The sequence below is a fragment of the Amycolatopsis sp. lyj-90 genome (assembly GCF_046549035.1).
In the GTDB taxonomy this organism is placed as follows: Bacteria; Actinomycetota; Actinomycetes; order Mycobacteriales; family Pseudonocardiaceae; genus Amycolatopsis.
The window spans coordinates 155,716-173,308 of record NZ_JAJPWP010000005.1; the positions used below are offsets into that span (position 1 = coordinate 155,716).

Annotated in this window: 19 protein-coding genes and 1 pseudogene; 14 read left to right on the forward strand and 6 right to left on the reverse strand. The window is 67.9% G+C overall.

The window, feature by feature from the left end; all coding sequences use genetic code 11:
* The first annotated feature begins 18 nt into the window (after window positions 1-18).
* Both ACLJPX_RS20045 and ACLJPX_RS20050 read left to right on the forward strand, forming a co-directional pair.
* A complete protein-coding gene (locus tag ACLJPX_RS20045; RefSeq protein ID WP_410601905.1) occupies window positions 19-1,968 on the forward strand; it encodes an ABC transporter ATP-binding protein in 1,950 nt (649 codons plus the stop codon).
* Window positions 1,969-2,046: 78 nt separating this feature from the next.
* Entirely contained in the window at window positions 2,047-2,529 is a 483-nt protein-coding gene (locus ACLJPX_RS20050; protein WP_410601448.1) for an FxsA family protein, read from the forward strand.
* Between the two features lie 69 nt (window positions 2,530-2,598).
* Here ACLJPX_RS20050 and ACLJPX_RS20055 read toward each other — a convergent pair whose 3' ends face one another.
* Window positions 2,599-3,186 (reverse strand): SCP2 sterol-binding domain-containing protein, encoded by a 588-nt coding sequence (locus ACLJPX_RS20055; protein WP_410601906.1) that lies wholly within the window; start codon window positions 3,184-3,186, stop codon window positions 2,599-2,601.
* A gap of 89 nt (window positions 3,187-3,275) precedes the next feature.
* Window positions 3,276-3,911: an SCP2 sterol-binding domain-containing protein gene (locus tag ACLJPX_RS20060; protein ID WP_410601449.1), complete on the reverse strand. Its 636-nt coding sequence runs from the start codon at window positions 3,909-3,911 to the stop codon at window positions 3,276-3,278.
* A 127-nt stretch (window positions 3,912-4,038) separates the two neighbouring features.
* Here ACLJPX_RS20060 and ACLJPX_RS20065 point away from each other — a divergent pair, with 127 nt between their 5' ends.
* Window positions 4,039-4,704, forward strand: a complete 666-nt coding sequence (locus tag ACLJPX_RS20065) for a TetR/AcrR family transcriptional regulator (RefSeq protein WP_007032385.1) — start codon at window positions 4,039-4,041, stop codon at window positions 4,702-4,704.
* On the opposite strand, the gene ACLJPX_RS20070 is transcribed toward ACLJPX_RS20065, so the two are convergent.
* Complete coding sequence (locus ACLJPX_RS20070) at window positions 4,687-5,532, reverse strand: MaoC family dehydratase (protein WP_410601450.1); 846 nt, start codon at window positions 5,530-5,532, stop codon at window positions 4,687-4,689. The genes ACLJPX_RS20065 and ACLJPX_RS20070 overlap by 18 nt on opposite strands.
* A gap of 2 nt (window positions 5,533-5,534) precedes the next feature.
* Window positions 5,535-6,869, reverse strand: a complete 1,335-nt coding sequence (locus tag ACLJPX_RS20075; protein WP_410601451.1) for a 3-oxoacyl-ACP reductase — start codon at window positions 6,867-6,869, stop codon at window positions 5,535-5,537.
* A 92-nt stretch (window positions 6,870-6,961) separates the two neighbouring features.
* Between ACLJPX_RS20075 and ACLJPX_RS20080 the strand changes: the two genes are divergently transcribed.
* The 4 genes from ACLJPX_RS20080 to ACLJPX_RS20095 all read left to right on the forward strand — a co-directional run bounded on the left by ACLJPX_RS20080 (window position 6,962) and on the right by ACLJPX_RS20095 (window position 10,546).
* On the forward strand, window positions 6,962-8,251 hold the full coding sequence (locus ACLJPX_RS20080; RefSeq protein ID WP_101611455.1) for an acetyl-CoA C-acetyltransferase: 1,290 nt from the start codon (window positions 6,962-6,964) through the stop codon (window positions 8,249-8,251).
* A 70-nt stretch (window positions 8,252-8,321) separates the two neighbouring features.
* A complete protein-coding gene (locus ACLJPX_RS20085; RefSeq protein ID WP_101611456.1) occupies window positions 8,322-9,275 on the forward strand; it encodes an ATP-binding cassette domain-containing protein in 954 nt (317 codons plus the stop codon).
* Entirely contained in the window at window positions 9,272-10,075 is an 804-nt protein-coding gene (locus ACLJPX_RS20090) for an ABC transporter permease (RefSeq protein WP_101611457.1), read from the forward strand. Before ACLJPX_RS20085 ends, ACLJPX_RS20090 begins: the two co-directional genes overlap by 4 nt.
* Before the next feature lie 99 nt (window positions 10,076-10,174).
* Window positions 10,175-10,546, forward strand: a complete 372-nt coding sequence (locus ACLJPX_RS20095; protein WP_410601452.1) for a YciI family protein — start codon at window positions 10,175-10,177, stop codon at window positions 10,544-10,546.
* Window positions 10,547-10,607: 61 nt separating this feature from the next.
* Here the strand turns inward: ACLJPX_RS20095 and ACLJPX_RS20100 are convergent, their stop codons facing one another.
* Both ACLJPX_RS20100 and ACLJPX_RS20105 read right to left on the reverse strand, forming a co-directional pair.
* Entirely contained in the window at window positions 10,608-11,114 is a 507-nt protein-coding gene (locus ACLJPX_RS20100) for a DoxX family membrane protein (RefSeq protein WP_410601453.1), read from the reverse strand.
* A 133-nt stretch (window positions 11,115-11,247) separates the two neighbouring features.
* On the reverse strand, window positions 11,248-12,279 hold the full coding sequence (locus ACLJPX_RS20105) for a glycerophosphodiester phosphodiesterase family protein (protein ID WP_410601454.1): 1,032 nt from the start codon (window positions 12,277-12,279) through the stop codon (window positions 11,248-11,250).
* A gap of 71 nt (window positions 12,280-12,350) precedes the next feature.
* Here ACLJPX_RS20105 and ACLJPX_RS20110 point away from each other — a divergent pair, with 71 nt between their 5' ends.
* The 7 genes and pseudogenes from ACLJPX_RS20110 to ACLJPX_RS20140 all read left to right on the forward strand — a co-directional run bounded on the left by ACLJPX_RS20110 (window position 12,351) and on the right by ACLJPX_RS20140 (window position 17,567).
* Window positions 12,351-13,112, forward strand: a complete 762-nt coding sequence (locus ACLJPX_RS20110) for a MerR family transcriptional regulator (RefSeq protein WP_410601455.1) — start codon at window positions 12,351-12,353, stop codon at window positions 13,110-13,112.
* 112 nt (window positions 13,113-13,224) lie between these two features.
* Window positions 13,225-14,415: an ATP-binding protein gene (locus ACLJPX_RS20115; RefSeq protein WP_101611462.1), complete on the forward strand. Its 1,191-nt coding sequence runs from the start codon at window positions 13,225-13,227 to the stop codon at window positions 14,413-14,415.
* A gap of 150 nt (window positions 14,416-14,565) precedes the next feature.
* Window positions 14,566-14,732, forward strand: a pseudogene (locus ACLJPX_RS20120) (FAD-dependent oxidoreductase); the annotation flags it as partial.
* Window positions 14,733-14,849: 117 nt separating this feature from the next.
* The gene (locus ACLJPX_RS20125; protein ID WP_410601907.1) at window positions 14,850-15,602 is read left to right on the forward strand and encodes an NAD(P)/FAD-dependent oxidoreductase; all 753 of its coding nucleotides are present in this window, start codon (window positions 14,850-14,852) and stop codon (window positions 15,600-15,602) included.
* Between the two features lie 209 nt (window positions 15,603-15,811).
* Window positions 15,812-15,961 carry a hypothetical protein gene (locus ACLJPX_RS20130; protein ID WP_005155873.1) on the forward strand — a complete coding sequence of 50 codons (150 nt, stop codon included), beginning with the start codon at window positions 15,812-15,814 and terminating at the stop codon, window positions 15,959-15,961.
* A 238-nt stretch (window positions 15,962-16,199) separates the two neighbouring features.
* A complete protein-coding gene (locus tag ACLJPX_RS20135) occupies window positions 16,200-17,123 on the forward strand; it encodes a GNAT family N-acetyltransferase (protein WP_410601456.1) in 924 nt (307 codons plus the stop codon).
* A gap of 87 nt (window positions 17,124-17,210) precedes the next feature.
* Entirely contained in the window at window positions 17,211-17,567 is a 357-nt protein-coding gene (locus tag ACLJPX_RS20140; RefSeq protein WP_410601457.1) for a YciI family protein, read from the forward strand.
* The last annotated feature ends 26 nt before the right edge of the window (window positions 17,568-17,593 follow it).

Here is a 17,593-nt window from a genome sequence, read left to right on the forward strand (position 1 = left end):
CCCGGTGGGGGTGGCGGCATCGAGATGCTGCTGGCGCGGGGCGGCAGGCGACGCCGTCCGCCGTCGACGGTGCCCGACAGCGGGTTGACCGGTCCGGTCGAGATCCCCGAGCCCGAGCCCGAAACCGGTCCGAAAGACCTGAAGTCCCGGCTCAACCGCATGTGGGTCAACGTCTCGGGCACGGTCCGCGGCCTGCCCAAGGTCGCGAAGCTGACCTGGCAGGCGAGCCCGTTCCTGACCATCACGATCACCCTCGTGACGCTGCTTTCCGGTCTGCTGCCCACGGCGACCGCGTACATCGCGAAACTGCTGATCGACTCGGTGGTCGCGGCGATCCAGGGCCACGGCACCAAGAGCGCGATCGTCGGCGTCGCGCTGTTCCAGTTCGGTGTCCTCGTGCTCACCGCGCTCTCGCAGGCGCTGACCACCTATGGCCAATCCCTGCTGCAGGAACGGATGACGCTGACCATCCGCCACCAGGTGATGGATCACGCGAGCAAGCTGCATCTTTCGTACTTCGAGGGTTCCGCGTCCTACGACATGCTGCGCCAGGCCGCGCAGGAAGCGCCGACCCGGCCGCTGTCGATGATGAACTCGGCACTGGGCCTGATCCGGACGGCGATCACCTTCGGCAGCATGATCGCCCTGCTGGTCTCGGTCAGTCCGCTGCTGGCGCTCGTCGCCCTCGTGGCACCGATCCCCGCCTTCATCTCGCAGTCGAAATACGGCGCCCGCGCCTTCTGGCTGACACTGATGATGTCACCGCTGAAACGACGGATGGACTATCTGTCCTCTTTGGTCACCACGGACACCTATGCCAAGGAGACCAAGCTCTTCGGCCTCGGCCCGTACTTCGTCGACCGGTTCCAGCGGCTGGGCCAGGTCTTCTACGACCGCCAGCGGACGCTGACCCGCAAGCGCAGCGTCAGCGCGACGTCGTGGGGCCTGCTGAGTACCGCCGCCGGATCCGCGATCGCGCTGTACATCGCGCTGGAGGCCGTCGGCGGCAGGCTCACCCTCGGCGATCTCGCGCTGTACACGGCCGCCGCGGCGTCGGTGCAGACGTCGGTCCAAGGTCTGTTCACCGCGTTTTCCGGAATGTACGAGAACAATCTCTACCTCGACACGCTGTACCGCTTCCTCGGCACGAAACCGGAGATCGTCGCGCCGCCGGAGCCACGCCCGCTCCCGTCCACTGTGGAGGGACACATCCAGTTCGAGGAAGTGTCCTTCACCTATCCCGGAGTGGTCGAACCCGCGCTCGACAACGTGAGCTTCGAGATCCGGCCGGGCGAGACGGTCGCCGTCGTCGGCCGCAACGGCGCCGGGAAGTCGACGCTGTTCAAACTGCTGTGCCGCCTGTACGACCCGACCGACGGGCGAATCCTGCTCGACGGCGTCGACATCCGCGAGTACGACCCGGTGGAACTGCGGCAGCGGATCAGCGCGATGTTCCAGGATTACGTGACCTACCAGGGCACGGCGGCCGAGAACATCGGGCTCGGCGATCTGACGCACCTCGTCGACCGAGAGCGGATCGAGGAGTCGGCGAAGCGAGCCGGTGCCGACGAGCGGATCGAGCGCCTGCCCAGCGGGTACGACAGCCCGCTCGGCCGTTGGTTCGATCAGGGCGTCAGCCTTTCCGGCGGCGAATGGCAGAAGATCGCGCTGGCGAGGGCGTTCCTGCGGGAGGCGCCGATCCTGATCCTCGACGAACCGACCTCGGCGCTGGACGCCCAGGCCGAGCACGACCTCTTCTCGCGGCTGCGCGAGCTTTCGGAGGGGCGCACGACGCTGTACATCTCGCACCGCTTCTCCACCGTCCGGCAGGCGGAACGGATTCTGTTGCTGGAGCACGGGAAGGTCGCGGAATACGGCACGCACGACGAGCTGATGGCGGCGAAGGCCGGCTATGCGGACCTCTTCAGTCTGCAGGCCGCCGCTTATCTCGACGAGGCAGTCAGCTGACGGGGACCCCGATACGGCGACCTCGGTCACCGTATCGGGGGTTGGGAGCAAAACGGGCAAGCCGTACGTTGTCCAAGTATGGCTGTCGCGTTCTTGCTCTATGTCGTCGCCGAGATCGCCGCCGTGTGGGCGGTGGGCTCGGCCGTTGGCGTGCTCGGCACGATCGCGCTGCTCTTCGCCGGTGCGTTCATCGGGTCCTGGCTCGCACGCCGCGAAGGCGGCCGCGCCTTCCGGGCGTTCGCCGAGTCCGCGCGGCTCGGCCGACCGGCCGACGCGGAAAAGGAACTCACCGACGGGATGCTGATCGGCTTCGGCGGTCTGCTGATCCTGCTGCCCGGTTTCGTCAGCGACGTCTTCGGCCTGCTGCTGATCCTGCCGCCGACACGGAGTGTCGCGCGCAAGTTCTGGCAGAAGCGGATGGCCCGCCGGGCGGTCAAGTTCGCCAACCAGACCCGCGGTCCGGTGATGGTCGTGGACAGCGAGGTCGTCGTGGACACGCCTCCCGCCGAGGCCACCAAGAAGCAGCCGCCGGTGATCGAGGGCCGCATCATCGAGGGCTGAAGGGAGCTTTCCCCGCATCCCAAGCCACGAAAGCGTCCTTCACCGCATCGCATGCGGCGATGGACCCCTTCAGCTCCCGCTCGGCTTCGGGATGTCGAAATACCCGCTGAACCGGACCGCGGGCGCGTACTCGCCCTTCACCTTCACCTTGCCGGTCACGAACATCGCCGCCACGGCCGCGTTGCCGGTGGCCATCCGGATGAAGTCGTCGACGGACAGCGTGATGGTGGTGTCCGGAGTGCGCGCGAGATCGGTGCTCGAAACGCAGACGCCGTCTTCGATGACCGTTTGAAAGCGATCGAAACCGTCTTCTCCGTCACCGTCGGTAAAACGCCATGCGACGACGAAGTCGACATGCCGTGCGCGTTCGGGAGCGAAATGGTCCGACATTCTGCGGAAAATCTCGTCGAGGAACGCCGAACGCAGTTCCGGGTGATCGGAGATCGCTTTGAGTTGCTCCCGTGACGCCCGCTGCACGATGTCGACGAGCACCTCGGTCTCCAGGGAGCTCAACTCGATGCCCGCGCCGGTTTCCCCCAGCATGTGCAGGGTTTCCAGCACCTGCACGAACTGCTCGGGGCTCAGTTTGGCGAGCTCCAGCTTCTCCGCGAAGGCGTTGACGACGTGCTCGCCGCCGGTGCGCGTCTTGTGCAGCAGTAACGGACGGGAAAGGCGCACCTTGTCCCGCCAGCGCCGGTTCGGAGAATTTCGGGGCACGGCACGGAAGTGTATCTGCTCGGCCGGGTTCAGGACGGTTTCGGAAGGTCGAAGAAACCGATCAGGCCCGCCGCGAAGGCCAGGTCACCTTTTACTTTGATCTTTCCGGTGACGAATAGCACAGCGGGGGTCGCCTGATGGGTGATGAGCCGGAAGAAGTCGACGGGCGCGATCGTGATCGTCACCCTCGGCTTCTCCTTCATGCCCCGGCTGACGGTGCACTCACCGTGCGAGATCACCGTCTCGTAGCGGTCGTACCCGCCATCGCCGACGCCGCCGGACAGCCGCCAGTGGACGACGGCGTGCAGTGACTTCGCCCGGTCCTGCCGGATGTGGGCGCCCATGCGGTCGAAGATCTCGGCCAGCACGCGCTCACGGAGCGGCCGCTCGGCGACGACGCTCTCGAGTTGCGTACGCGAGGCGCGGGCGACGAGGTTCGCGAACCGGGCCGGGTCGACCTTGCGGAGGTCGAACGCGGGCGCGGACTCGGCGAGCCGTCCGAGCGAGGCCAGCAGCCGCCGGACGTCGTCCTTCCCGAGGTCCTTCGGGTCGATGGCGCCCGCGACCTCGTTGACGTCGAGAGAGTGCGCCTCGGCCGAATCCGTCTCGATCCGTTCCAGCGCGTCGACCAGCGCGCGGCCGGTCAGCCCCACGATCTCGGTCATTTTTCCCTCCAGCTCGCCTACCCAGGCGTAAGGCTACCCGCCAGTAGGTAGGCGGGCAAGCGTGCCGAAATCACCCCCGCCGGAGGTAGCCCGGTAGCGTCTTACGCGAACTAAGGGGAGGTCCTGAGTGTCCGAGGAAGTACCGCGTCCCGCCGAACGCGCCAAAAGGCTGCCGAGAGCGGTGCGGGAACGCCAGATCCTGGACGCAGCGGTCTCGGTGTTCTCGCGCTACGGCTATCACTCCGCGTCGATGGACGAGATCTCCGAGGTCGCCGGCGTGTCCAAGCCGATGATCTACACCTACCTCGGCTCCAAGGAAGATCTCTTCGGCGCGTGCATCCGCCGCGAGGCCACCCGGCTGCTGGAGGCGGTGCAGGACGGGATCAAGCCCGATCTGCCGCCTGACATGCAGCTTTGGCACGGCCTCCGGGCGTTCTACCGGTTCGTCGCCGACTACCGCGAGTCCTGGACGGTGCTGCACCGCCAGGCGATGACCGTCGGCGGCGCCTTCGCCGCGGAGATCACCGACATGCGGACCCGCGCGATCGAGCTGGTCGCCGCGCTGGTCGTGTCCGCCGGCACCCGCAAGGGCCTCGGCGAACAGGCCGAGTTCTCCGGCGCCGGGCTGTCCGCCGCGCTGGTCGGGGCGGCCGAGTCCCTGGCCGATTGGGCGCTCGACCACCCCGATGTCTCCGACGGCGTCCTCGCCTCGTGGCTGATGAACCTCGTCTGGCTCGGGTTCAACGACCTCGTCGAGGGCGAGATCTGGAAGCCGTCAGAGAGCGACGACTGACCCTTCCAAGTGCGGCTTCGGCTTGCGCGCGTTCCACAACTCGAAGGCCCAGCCCTCGCCTTCACTCCACGTGGTGAACGCCGCCTTCGCGGGCAACAGCACCGGCTGCTTGAACTTGACGTCGACGGTGAACGCCTCCGGAAGCCTGCCTTCGAACGCCGCGAGCGCGTGCGCCTTCGTCCACATGCCGTGCGCGATCGCGGCCGGGAACCCGAACGCCTTCGCGGTGATCGGGTGCAGGTGGATCGGGTTGCGGTCGCCGGAGACCTCGGCGTAGCGGCGGCCGATGTCGCCGGGCACCTGCCAGATCGCGGTGGGCGAGGGCTGCGAGAGCTGACCGCGCGCGGTCTTCTCGCCACTGCCTCCACCACGGCGCAGGTACGTGCTGACGTCCGTCCAAACAGGACTGTCGTTGACGAGCAGCTCGCTGACCACGTCGAACTGCTTGCCCTTTTCGTGCGGGCGCAGGTCCTCGGCGCGCACGCGCAGGGTGAACGACTCGTCGAGCCGCAGCGGCCGATGCTGCTTGATCCGGTTGTTGACGTGCACCATGCCCAGCAGCGGGAACGGGAAGTCGTCCTCGGTCATCAGCGCCATCTGCAGCGGGAACGCGAGGATGTGCGGATACGTCGCCGGAAGGACGTCGTCCAGCCGGAATCCGCACACCTGGTTGTACGCGGCGAGATGCGCCGGATCGACGACGACGCCCTCGTGGACGAACTCGGTCGACGGCAGCGTGCTCCCGCCGCTCTTGCGCAGCGACCCGAGCAACGCCTTGGGATACAACGAAGACAGGCTCGGCGACTCGTGAAGTTCCTTGACCGCCATGATCACGCCCCCAGCAGTGCCTGGCCGCAGACGCGGACCACGTTGCCGTTGACCGCGGCCGAAGCCGGGTTCGCGTACCAGGCGATCGTCTCGGCGACGTCGACCGGGAGCCCGCCCTGGCCGAGGCTGGACAGCCGCCGTCCGGCCTCGCGGATGAACAGCGGGACGGCGGCGGTCATCTTGGTCTCGATGAAGCCGGGCGCGACGGCGTTGATCGTGCCGCCGTATTCGGCGAGCGTCGGCGCGCCGACGTTCACCATGCCGATGACGCCCGCCTTGCTGGTGGCGTAGTTGGTCTGGCCGACGTTGCCCGCGATGCCCGCGATCGAGGAGACGCCGATGATCCGGCCGTTCTCGTGGAGCACCTTGCCGGACAGCAGCTTCTCGTTCACCGCGAGCTGCGACGCGAGGTTGACCGAGATGACCGAGTCCCAGCCGCCTTCGGTCATGTTGCCCAGCGTCTTGTCCCGGGTGATGCCCGCGTTGTGCACGACGATGTCGACGCCGCCGTGACGCGTGGTCAGGTACTCGGCGAGCTTCTCCGGCGCGTCTGCGGCGGTGATGTCCAGCTGCAGCGCGGAGCCGCCGACCTTGTTGGCCACCTTCGACAGGTCCGCGCCCTGAGCGGGGATGTCGAGCGCGACGACGTGCGCGCCGTCGCGGCCCAGCACCTCGGCGATGGCGGCGCCGATACCGCGGGAGGCGCCGGTGACCAGCGCGACCTTGCCGTCGAGGGGCTTCGCCCAGTCGGCCGGGGCGGAAGCGGTCTTGGTCTCGGTCCCGACGCGGATGACCTGGGCGTCGACGAAGGCGGACTTCGACGAAAGCAGGAAACGGAGCGTGGACTCAGTGGCCTCTTCGGCCCCTTCGGCGACGTACACGAGCTGGGCGGTCGCGCCGCGCTTCAGTTCCTTACCGACAGAGCGCACGAAGCCTTCGAGCGCGCGCTGGGCGATCCGCTCGTGCCCTTCGGCCAGCTCCGGCGGCGTCCCGAGGATGACGACGCGGCCCGACGAACCGACGCTGCGGATCACCGGGTGGAAGAAGTTGTAGACCTCGCGAAGCTGCTTCGGGTCCTTCACGCCTGTCGCGTCGAAGACGAGCGCGGCGTGCTTGTCGGCCGCCGTCGAGATGACGTCGATGCCCGCGCGGTGCAACTGCGCCTCGATCACCTTTTCGAGGCGACCGCCCGGCGCGGCGCCGAGAAGTGCGGGACCCTCGAGAGCGGGTTGGCCGGGCTTGTACCGGCGAAGCGTCGCGGGGTTCGGCAGGCCGAGCTTCGGCACCACGAACTTCCCCACCGGGGATTTCGTGAACTGCTGGTACCTGTCAGCCATTACGTGCCTCCCGTGCCGTTTGCATCACGTCGCATTCTAACCTACTCGCTAGTAGGTTACAGTGTGAGAGAGCCTACGGAGGAGTGGAAAAAATGGCCACGAAAAGGACGGCACCCGTGCGCAAGGTAGCGATCATCGGCGGCAACCGGATCCCCTTCGCCCGTTCGAACGGTCCGTACTCGAAGGCGTCGAACCAGGACATGTTCACGGCCGCCCTCGACGGCCTGGTCAGCCGCTTCTCCCTGCAGGACGAGGTGATCGGCGAGGTCGCCGCCGGCGCGGTGCTCAAGCACGCCCGCGACTTCAACCTGGCCCGCGAAAGCGTCCTCGGCAGCAGGCTGAACCCCGCCACTCCGGCCTCCGACGTGCAGATGGCCTGCGGCACCGGTCTGCAGGCGATCGTCAACGTCGCCAACAAGATCGCCCTCGGCCAGATCGACTCGGCCATCGCGGGCGGCGTCGACACCACGTCCGACGCCCCGCTGGCGGTCAACGACGACCTGCGCCAGATCCTCGTGCAGCTCAACGCCGCGAAGACGCTCCCCGAACGGCTGAAGCTCGCCGCGAAGCTGCGCCCCGGCCACATCGTCCCGGAGATCCCGCGCAACTCCGAGCCGCGCACCGGCCTGTCCATGGGCGAGCACGCCGCGCTGACCGCGAAGGTCTGGGAGATCACGCGCGAGGCGCAGGACGAACTCGCCGCGACCAGCCACCAGCGTCTCGGCGCCGCGTACGACAAGGGCTTCTTCGACGACCTGGTGACGCCGTACCTCAAGCTGGCCCGCGACCAGAACCTTCGGCCGGAGTCCAGTGTCGAAAAGCTCGCGAAGCTGAAGCCCGCCTTCGGTGGCCCCGAGGGCACGATGACGGCGGGGAACTCGACGCCGCTGTCCGACGGCGCGTCGACGGTCCTGCTCGCGACCGAGCAGTGGGCGAAGGCGCGGAAGCTTCCCGTGCTGGCGTACCTGACGTTCTCGCAGACCGCGGCCGTCGACTACGTCCACGGTGACGAAGGCCTGCTGATGGCGCCCGCGTACGCCGTCCCGCAGATGCTCACGCGCGCCGGGCTCACCTTGCAGGACTTCGACTTCTACGAGATCCACGAGGCCTTCGCGTCGCAGGTGCTCGCCACCCTCAAGGCGTGGGAGGACCCGGCGTTCGCCAAGGGGAAGCTGGGTCTCGACGAGCCGCTCGGCTCCATCGATCGGGCGAAGCTGAACGTCAACGGTTCGTCGCTGGCGGCCGGGCACCCGTTCGCCGCGACCGGCGGCCGCATCGTCGCCACCCTCGCGAAACTGTTGAACGAGAAGGGATCCGGCCGCGGACTCATCTCGATCTGCGCCGCGGGCGGCCAGGGCGTCACCGCGATCCTCGAAAAGTAGCCCGTCCGCTCTGAGCGGATCCGGGAAAAACCCCGGTGCCTTTGTCGGTGCCGGGGTCTAGTTTGTCCGCATGTTCGCAGTACAGGCGAAAGCGCTGGTCAAAACCTACGGGTCCACCCGGGCACTCGACGGGGTCGATCTGTCGATCCCGACGGGCAAGGTGCTGGGCCTGCTGGGGCCGAACGGCGCCGGGAAGACGACGACGGTCCGCATCCTGACCACGCTGCTTCGCCCGGATTCGGGCGAAGCGGAGGTGGCCGGGCATGACGTGCTGGCCCAGCCCGACGCCGTCCGGCGCTCGATCGGGCTGTCCGGGCAGTACGCCGCCGTGGACGAGAACCTCACCGGGTTCGAGAACCTGTACATGGTCGGCAGGCTGTACGGGAGCAAGAAGGCCGCGGCAAAGGCACGGGCGCGCGAGCTGCTCGCGCGGTTCCGGCTGGAGGACGCGGCGGACCGCCCCGCCAAGACGTACTCCGGCGGCATGCGGCGCCGGCTCGACCTCGCGGGGGCGCTGGTCGCCGAGCCGACGGTGGTGATCCTCGACGAACCGACCACCGGGCTCGACCCGCGCGGCCGGATCGAGACGTGGGAGGTCATCAAGGAACTGGTCGCCGACGGCACCACGGTCCTGCTGACCACGCAGTACCTGGAGGAGGCCGATCAGCTGGCCGACTCGATCGTGGTGATCGACAAGGGGAAGGTCATCGCGCGCGGCACGGCCGACGAGCTCAAGCAGGAGATCGGCGGCGAGCGGCTCGAACTGGTCGTCGCGTCCGCCGACGACCTCGCGGCGACCACCCAGGTCCTCGCCGAGGTCGGCTCGGGCACGCCGTCGGTCGACGAGCACACCCGCAAGGTCGACGTCCTCGTCGAGGGCGGGCCGAAGGCGCTGATCGAGGCGCTGCGGCGGCTGGACGCGCAGGGCGTCGCCGTCCAGGACGTCGCGCTGCACCGGCCGACGCTCGACGACGTGTTCCTTTCGCTGACAGGGCACGCCACGGACGAGGGGGAGAAGAAGTGAGCACGATCGCCAAGGCCTTTTCCGACGGTGGCGTGATCACCTGGCGGAACCTGAAGAACGTCCAGCGCAACCCGGACTGGCTGATGGCGGCGACGCTGCAGCCGATCATGTTCGTGCTGCTGTTCGCGTACGTCTTCGGCGACGCGATCGGCGGGGAAGCGGGCGGGCTCGCGTACCGCGAGTTCCTGATCGCCGGCATCTTCGCGCAGACGGTCGCGTTCAACTCGGCGTTCACCGTGATCGGGTTCGCGAACGACCTGCAGAAGGGCATCATCGACAGGTTCCGATCGCTGCCGATCTCCCGCCTCGCGGTGATCTTCGGCCGGACGACGTCGGATCTGGTGATCAGCGTGGTCGCGCTGATAGTCATGTCGCTGTGCGGGCTGCTCGTCGGCTGGCGGATCCGCGGCAGCTTCCTCGACGCGGTGCTCGGTTACCTGGTGATGCTGATGTTCGCCTGGGCGCTGTCCTGGGTCGGCGCGTGGATCGGGCTCGTCGCGCGCAGCGTCGAGGTGGCGCAGAGCGCCGGGCTGATGTGGATGTTCCCGTTGAGCTTCATCTCGACGGCGTTCGTCCCGGCGGACAAGCTGCCGGGCGTGCTGAAGGCGATCGCCGACTGGAACCCGTTCACCGCGGTGATCAACTCCGCGCGTGACCTGTTCGGCAACCGCTTCGGCGCACCCCCGACGGGCTGGCCCGCCGAGAACGCGTCGCTGTACGCGATCCTGTGCTGCATCGCCATCATCGCGATCTTCGCGCCGCTGGCGACGGCCCAGTACAAGAAGGTCGCGAGCCGCTAGAAAAACTTTCGTACCGAAATGTCGAACCGTCGTCGAGCCGCTCGACGCGTCGGTGAAGGCGGGGTACAACAAGCCCCGCCAAGACACTGAGGAGCAACGATGCGGTTTCTGATGATGCACCGGCTGGACGAGACCGCCCCCGAGGCGTGGAACCCGAGCAAGGAGTTCATCGAGCAGATGGGCGCCTTCATCGAGGACTCGTTCGAGAAGGGCATCCTGATCACGGCGGAGGGCGTGCACCCGTCCGAGCGGGGCGCGAAGGTCCGCAAGGTCCGCGGCGGCAAGATCACCGCGACCGACGGCCCGTTCACCGAGGCCAAAGAGGTCATCGGCGGCTTCGCACTGATCAACGCCAAGGATCTGGCCGAGGCCGTCGCCTTCGCGGAGACCTACGCTGCCCTGTTCGACGAGATCGAGGTCGAGGTGCGGACGGTCGTCGAGGCGGAGGACATCGAGGCCTTCACCTCGTGACCCCACGCGTTTAGTCCTCTAGATGCTGCAAGAACGCATCTAGAGGACTAAACGCGGGCTGTCACTTCGTGATGGCCTTTTCAGCCTTCTTCGCCAGCTTCTCGGCGCGCTTCTCCGTCTTGGACGCGGCGCGCTTGGCGCGCCAGCCCAGCGAAGGCTTGCCGGCGGTGTCCGCGGCGGCGAGCAGCAGACCACCGGCGAGGCCGGCGTTCTTGATGAACTGGATCTGCTGCTGCTGACGCTCGGCCGGTTCCTTGATCTCCCAGAACCGGTGCGCGGCCAGCGTGGTCGGGACGAGGCTGCCGAGCAGCAGCAGCGAAGCCAGCCGTGGTGCCTTGCCCGTGGCGAGCGCGAACCCGGCGCCGACCTTCACGGCGGCGTCGATCCGGACGAGGGTGGCCGGGTCGCGCGGCACCGATTCCGGCACCACACCCTCCAGCTTGTCGAAGGACTCGGTGAGGAACGGCTCCGCGGCCTTGGCGTGCCCCTGGGTGTCCCTCAGTGCGCCGATCCCGCCGGAGATGAAGATCGCGGCGAGGAGCGGACGTGCGACGCGACGGAGAATCACGGTCGTTGCCTTTCTTGATCCGAACCCTGAGGAAAGCAAATCTATCCCCAGACTTCCCGTCCGCCGGGGCGCCGAACCGCGCTAACGGAGTATCTTCGAATATTTCTCTGGCACTAGAGAGGGCTAGATTCGGCTAGCGAGCCGGATACGCCCTCGGCAGCTTGAAGCCGCGGTCGGCCGCGACCTGCCGCAGCCGGTCCGGATAGTCGGTGATGATGCCGTCGACACCGTCGTCGATGAGCTTGTGCATGGTGGCCGGATCGTCGATCGTCCAGGGCACGACCTTGATCCCGGCACGATGCGCCTCGCTGACCAGTGCCTTCGTCGTGAACGGCCGGTAGTCGAGGTCGCCGACCTTGCCGCCCTGTGGGTTGCCGTGCACCGGCGAGAGCGCGCTCGCGCCGAACGACTTCACCGCGCGGATCGGGCTGCCGCCGAAGTCGTCGATGTCGAGTCCGCCGAGCCAAGGCGATTTGCCCGGCTGGCCGACCTGGAGGAACTCGGGCTGGGTCAGCGCGACAGTCGGGATCCACGGCGCGACCTTGCGCAGCAGCATCAGCGCGCCCCAGTCGAAGCTCTGGATGGTGACGTTGTGCGCGAACCCGCCGCGCAGGATCTCGCGCACTACCCGCTGCACGAACTGTTCGCGCGGCGCCGTCTCGTGCGGCGCGGCGGCCTCGACCTTGGTCTCGATGTTGAACTTGACGCCCCAGGCACGGTGGTCGCGCGCGAGCCGGAACAACTCGGCGAGGGTCGGCATCTTGGCGCCGGGGGAGAGCGTCTGGCCGGGGTGCGCGGGCTGCCGGATCGAGCCGCAGTCCAGCGTGCGGACCTGCGCGAACGTCAGGTCCTTCACGTACTTGCCGACATACGGGTACGCCGGATCGCCGGGCGTCGCGGGCGCGGTGTCGCGGCACTTCGCGGGGGTCGTCTTGCGGTCGTGGGTGATCACCTCGCGACCGTCCTTGGTGATCTGGATGTCGAGCTCGAGCGTGGTCACCCCCAGCTCCATCGCCTTGCCGAATGAAGCGAGCGTGCTCTCGACCGTGAGACCGAGTCCGCCGCGGTGAGCCTGGACGTCGAAGGCGCGACGCGGATGCGCGTCGGCGACCCCCGCCGTGGTCAGGGTCAGCGCGGCGGCGATGACCAGCGCGAATGTCTTCATGGGTGAACCATGCCACCGTCGGATGAACTTCGATTGACTTTGACGCAACGTCAACCTCTACCTTCGTGGACATGCCGAACGAGAAGGAGTGGTCGATCCAGGACATCGCCCGCTCGGCCGGGACCACGAGCCGCACGCTGCGCCACTACGGCGACATCGGGCTGCTCGAACCAAGCCGGGTGGGGAGCAACGGATACCGCTACTACGACCAGGACGCGCTGGTGCGGCTGCAACGGATCCTGCTGCTTCGCGAACTCGGGCTGAGTCTGCCCGCGATCGGCGAAGTGCTCGAAGGGGAACAGGACACGACGGCGGCGCTACGCACGCACCTGAAGTGGCTGGAGCAGGAGCGCCAGCGGCTCGGACGGCAGATCGAATCGGTCAGGACGACCTTGAAGAAGACAGAGAGAGGTGAACAGCTGATGGCAGCGGAAGTGTTCGACGGCTTCGACCACACGAAGTACGAGAAGGAGGTCACCGAACGCTGGGGCGCCGACGCCTACAAGCAGGGTGATCGGTGGTGGAAGTCGCTGAGCGCCGAGGACAAGAAGGCGCACCAACAGGAACAGAAGGACATCGCGGCCGCTTTCGGCGAGGCCCGCGGCAAGGGCCTGCCCGCCGACGGCGACGAAGTCCAGGCGATCACGCGTCGGCTGTACGAGTGGCTCCGGCCGGCCGTGCGTGCCGTGTCGAAGGGCTACTTCGCCGGTCTCGGGCAGCTTTACGTCGACGACCCGCGCTACGGGCAGTACGACGAGAAGCACGGCCCGGGCACCGCGGAGTTCATCCGCGACGCGATGGCGGTCTACGCCGAGCGCAACCTGAGTGAGTAAGACGAGTGGACGGGGCTGCAGACCCGTCCACTCGGAGTAACCCGCCGCGACACGCCTGGCCTTCTATCACTGAATATCGGGTCGAGGCTAGAAACGTCGATAGCGTGCGAGAGTGGATCCCATCCGCAACCCCTTCGCCCCGGGCGCCGGTCAACGACCGCCCGAACTGGCAGGTCGCCTGCGCGAGCTCCAGGCCTTCGAGGTCGTGCTCGAACGGGTCGCGCGCGGGAGACCCGAGCGCAGCCTGATGCTGACCGGCCTGCGCGGCGTGGGCAAGACCGTGCTGCTGGGCGAACTCCGCTCGAAAGCGATCAAGCACGGCTGGGGTGCGGGAAAGATCGAAGCCCGCCCCGACACCGAACTCCGGCGGCCGCTCTCGGCCGCGCTGCACCGCGCGATCCGCGACCTCGCCGTCCGCCATCGCGCGCCGGACCGGGTCGAGCAGGTGCTCGGCGTGCTCAAGGCGTTCGCGCTGCGCGCCAACAAACCGGACGCGAAGCTTCGTGACCGTTGGCAGCCCGGCATCGACGTTCCCGCCGCGCAGGGCCGCGCCGACTCGGGCGACATCGAGATCGACCTGGTCGAGCTGTTCACCGAGGTCGCGGAACTGGCCGCGGACGTCGGCACCGGAGTCGCGCTGCTGATCGACGAGATCCAGGATCTGCTGCCCGAGGACGTTTCCGCGCTCTGCGCCGCCTGCCATGAACTCTCGCAGTCCGGGGCGCCGCTGGTCGTGGTCGGCGCGGGACTGCCGCACGTGCCCGCGGTCCTTTCGGCGTCGAAGTCGTACTCGGAACGCCTCTTCCGCTACGCGCGCATCGACAGGCTGGAGCGCGAAGACGCCGACCTCGCGGTGATGGCGCCCATCGAACGCGAGGACGCGGGCATCGAACCGGAGGCGTTGGACGCGCTGTTCGACGCGTCCGGCGGCTACCCGTACTTCATCCAGGCTTACGGCAAGGCCGCCTGGGACGCCGCGCCCGCCGATCCGATCACCGTGAAGGACGTCCAGGTCGCCGCGCCGGAGGCCGAATCGGAACTCGCTGTCGGCTTCTTCGGCTCCCGCTACGAGCGCGCGACGCCCGCCGAACGCGAGTACCTGCTCGCGATGGCCGAGCTGACACAGGGCCGGGACGAGCCCGCCGGAACCGCCGATGTGGCCGTCTACCTGGGGCGCAAGCCGTCCTCACTGTCACCGGCACGGGACAGCCTGATGAAGAAGGGACTGGTGTACTCCGCCGAGCGCGGGCACATCGCCTTCACCGTCCCGCACTTCGGCCACTACCTGCTCGGCCGGGACTAGACCTTTCTCTTCTTCTCTAGCCTGATAGCTAGAAAGCCGTAGAGAGCACTACTTGGGCACACTGGCAGGGTGACCAGGGTCTACTGGCGTGACGCAGTGCCGGAACGAGTCCCCACCACCGAGCGGCCGCCGGACTCAGCCGATGTCGTGGTGATCGGCGCCGGGTTCGCCGGTCTGTCGATCGCCCTCGACCTGCTGGAACATCGTCCCGGGAGCAGGGTCGTCATCCTCGAAGCCCGGCACGCCGGGTTCGGCGCGAGCGGACGGAACGCGGGTGGCGTGCTCCCGCTGGGCGTCCTGCCCTGGCTGGTGCCCGGCAGCGCGGGCCCGCATGACCCCCGCGAGATGCAACGGCTCCTGCACGACCGCATCGACACCCGGATGCGGGAACTGCGCGACTCGCATCCGGCGGGTTCTCGCTCGGGTCGTGGACCATCCAGCCCGCCGCGCTCGCCGGATCACTGGCCGCCGGGCTGGCCGCCGCCGGGGGAACGCTGGTCGAGAACACCCCGGTCGACTCGGTCGAACCCTCGGACGACGGCGTCACCGTCCGGCTGCGGGGCGGGGGAGTCCTGCGCGCGGATCGCGCGGTGGTCTGTTCGGGCGCTTACACCGGCGGGTTGTCCCTGCCGGATCCGCCGCCCGGCCGGGTGATCCACACGTACATGCGGGCCGGGGCGCCGGAGGCCGTCGACGACGACCTGTTCAGCACGGCACCCGGGCTCGGGATGGCCTATTGGCGGAGACACCGAGGACGACTGTTGTTCGGCGGCCTCGACCTCGGCGGGCTGACACCCGGTCCCGAGGCCGACGCCCTGCCGAAGGCGCATCAGAAGGTCGACAGGCTGCTCGCGCGCCGGCTTCCCGCCGAGGCCGGGACACCGGCGACCCATCGCTGGGGCGGACCCCTGCACGTCACTCCGGCCGAGGTCCCCCATCTGGCAAGGTCCGCCGTCACCGAGCGCGTGGTCTACGCCGTCGGATTCGCCGGCAGCGGCGTCGCGCTCACCCTGACCGCGGGACCGCTCGTGCGCGACCTCGTCCTCGGCACCGAAGCGGCCGATCCGGAAGGTGTCGCGCTGCGAGAAGCGATGACGTCGACGATCATCCCGTGGCGCGGCGTCCTGGGCGTTCTCAGGCGGGGGCCGTCGAAGCTGGCGCGCCGCCTGCTCCATGAAGGTTTCTGAGGCCGTATAGCGAGGACGCTAGAGATGCCTGGCGTTATCAAGAAGTGACCGGCGACACCAAATCTCTCCGGATTTCCTCTCCTGTTGCCGACGATTCATCGGCGGGTGTGCCAAGTCACCGGATAATCGTTGGCTTCCTTGTGAAAAAGAGTGCATACTAGAGACACAGCCACCAAGACTCAAGACCCTCAAGGGGATGACTTAAACCGATGAACAACATCGCCGCCAAGCTCCGTGCCCGTCGCGCCGAGGCTCGCACTCGCCGGGCCCTGAACCGGGCGATCGACACCGCGGCCACCGCGACCGTTCGTCAGGAACTCATCGCTATTTCCCAGGCGCACCACACGCACATGCGCTGATCCGACAACAACCGTTGTAGGTGTCGCCCATTCGAGTGACCTACGACACATAGTGCGTGGGGTGTAACGCCGCAGAACGCGGCGTCGATACCCACTACGACCCCGTGATGCTGGCGGACCCCCGACCTGGCAGCATCACGGGGTTTCCATATGTCCGGATACTCCCCGGAAATTCCTTGTCTTCGCCGCCTTGCGGAGTAATGTTTGACTTCGTCAACAAATCTGTTGAGGTGGTCAAATGAATCGATCCGCGGACCGGGTGGCGACCGTCCGGGCCTTCAACCGCCTGTACACCGGCGTGATCGGCGTCCTCGACGAAGGACCGGCCGACGCCGAATACTCCCTGAGCGAAGCCAGGGTCATCTTCGAACTCGCGCAGCAGGATCCGACCCAGGTCACCGACCTGCGCAAACGTCTCGACCTCGATGCCGGGTACGCGAGCAGGCTCCTCGCCAGGCTCGAAGGACGCGGCCTCCTCACACGCGAACGCAGCGAAGAGGACGCCCGCCGCCAGGTCATCAGGCTGACCGAGAACGGCCAGAGGGCCTTCGCCGTCCTCGACGAACGCTCGGTGGGCCGGATCGGCTCGCTGCTCGGCCGGTTCGGCGAAGACGAGCAGGAGCGCCTGCTCGGCGCGATGGGCACGATCACCTCGCTGGTCGGCGAACGCGCGCCGGATCCCACGCTGGTCCTGCGCCCGCCACGGCCGGGTGACTTCGGCTGGGTGGTCCACCGCCATGGTGCCCTCTACTCCCGCGAGTACGGCTGGGACGAACGCTTCGAAGCCCTCGTCGCCCGCGTCGTCGCGGACTACGTCGACAACCGCGGCGAGCCCCGTCAAGCGGGCTGGATCGCCGAGCTCGACGGGGAGCGCGTCGGCAGCATCTTCTGCATGCCCGCCGAGGACGGCAAGACGGCGAAGCTGCGGATGCTGCTCCTCGAACCGGCCGCGAGGGGACGCGGGGTCGGGAAACGCCTGGTCACCGAATGCGTCGAGTTCGCGAGGGCGTCCGGCTACGCGGCGATGGAACTCTGGACGGTCTCATTGCTGGACGCGGCCAGGGCGGTCTACGAGAAGGCCGGCTTCCGGCTGGCGAGCGAGGAGACGATCCCGGGCTTCGGTTACGAGCTGACGGGGCAGACCTGGCGGCTGGAGTTGTGACACCGCGTGCGTGAAGTCCGGCCGTCTCGGTGTCGACTTGCGGCGTGTTTGTTCGTCTAGGGACCATCGATCCCCAGGGAGGACACCATGCCCCAGTACATCGGATTCATCCGCGCCGCGAAGGACTCGCACGACCACCTCGGCCCCGGCGAAGCGCAACGCGTGCTCGAGAACTACCTGGCTTGGGCGGACGAGCGCACGAAGGAGGGCCGGTTCGTCGGCGGCGGCGGGCTGTCGAAGGGCGGCCGGGTACTGCGCGGTTCCGGCGGTGAGGTCGGCGCGACCGACGGACCGCACACCGAGGCCACCGAAATCGTCGGCGGCTACCAGGTGATCGAGGCCGAAGACCTCGACCAGGCGGAGAAGATCTTCTCGACGCATCCGCATCTGGAATTCGGGCCGATCGAGGTGCGCAAGGTCGGCGAACGCGGCTGCGAGGACTGATGCCGAAGTTCGTGGGCCTGCCGAGG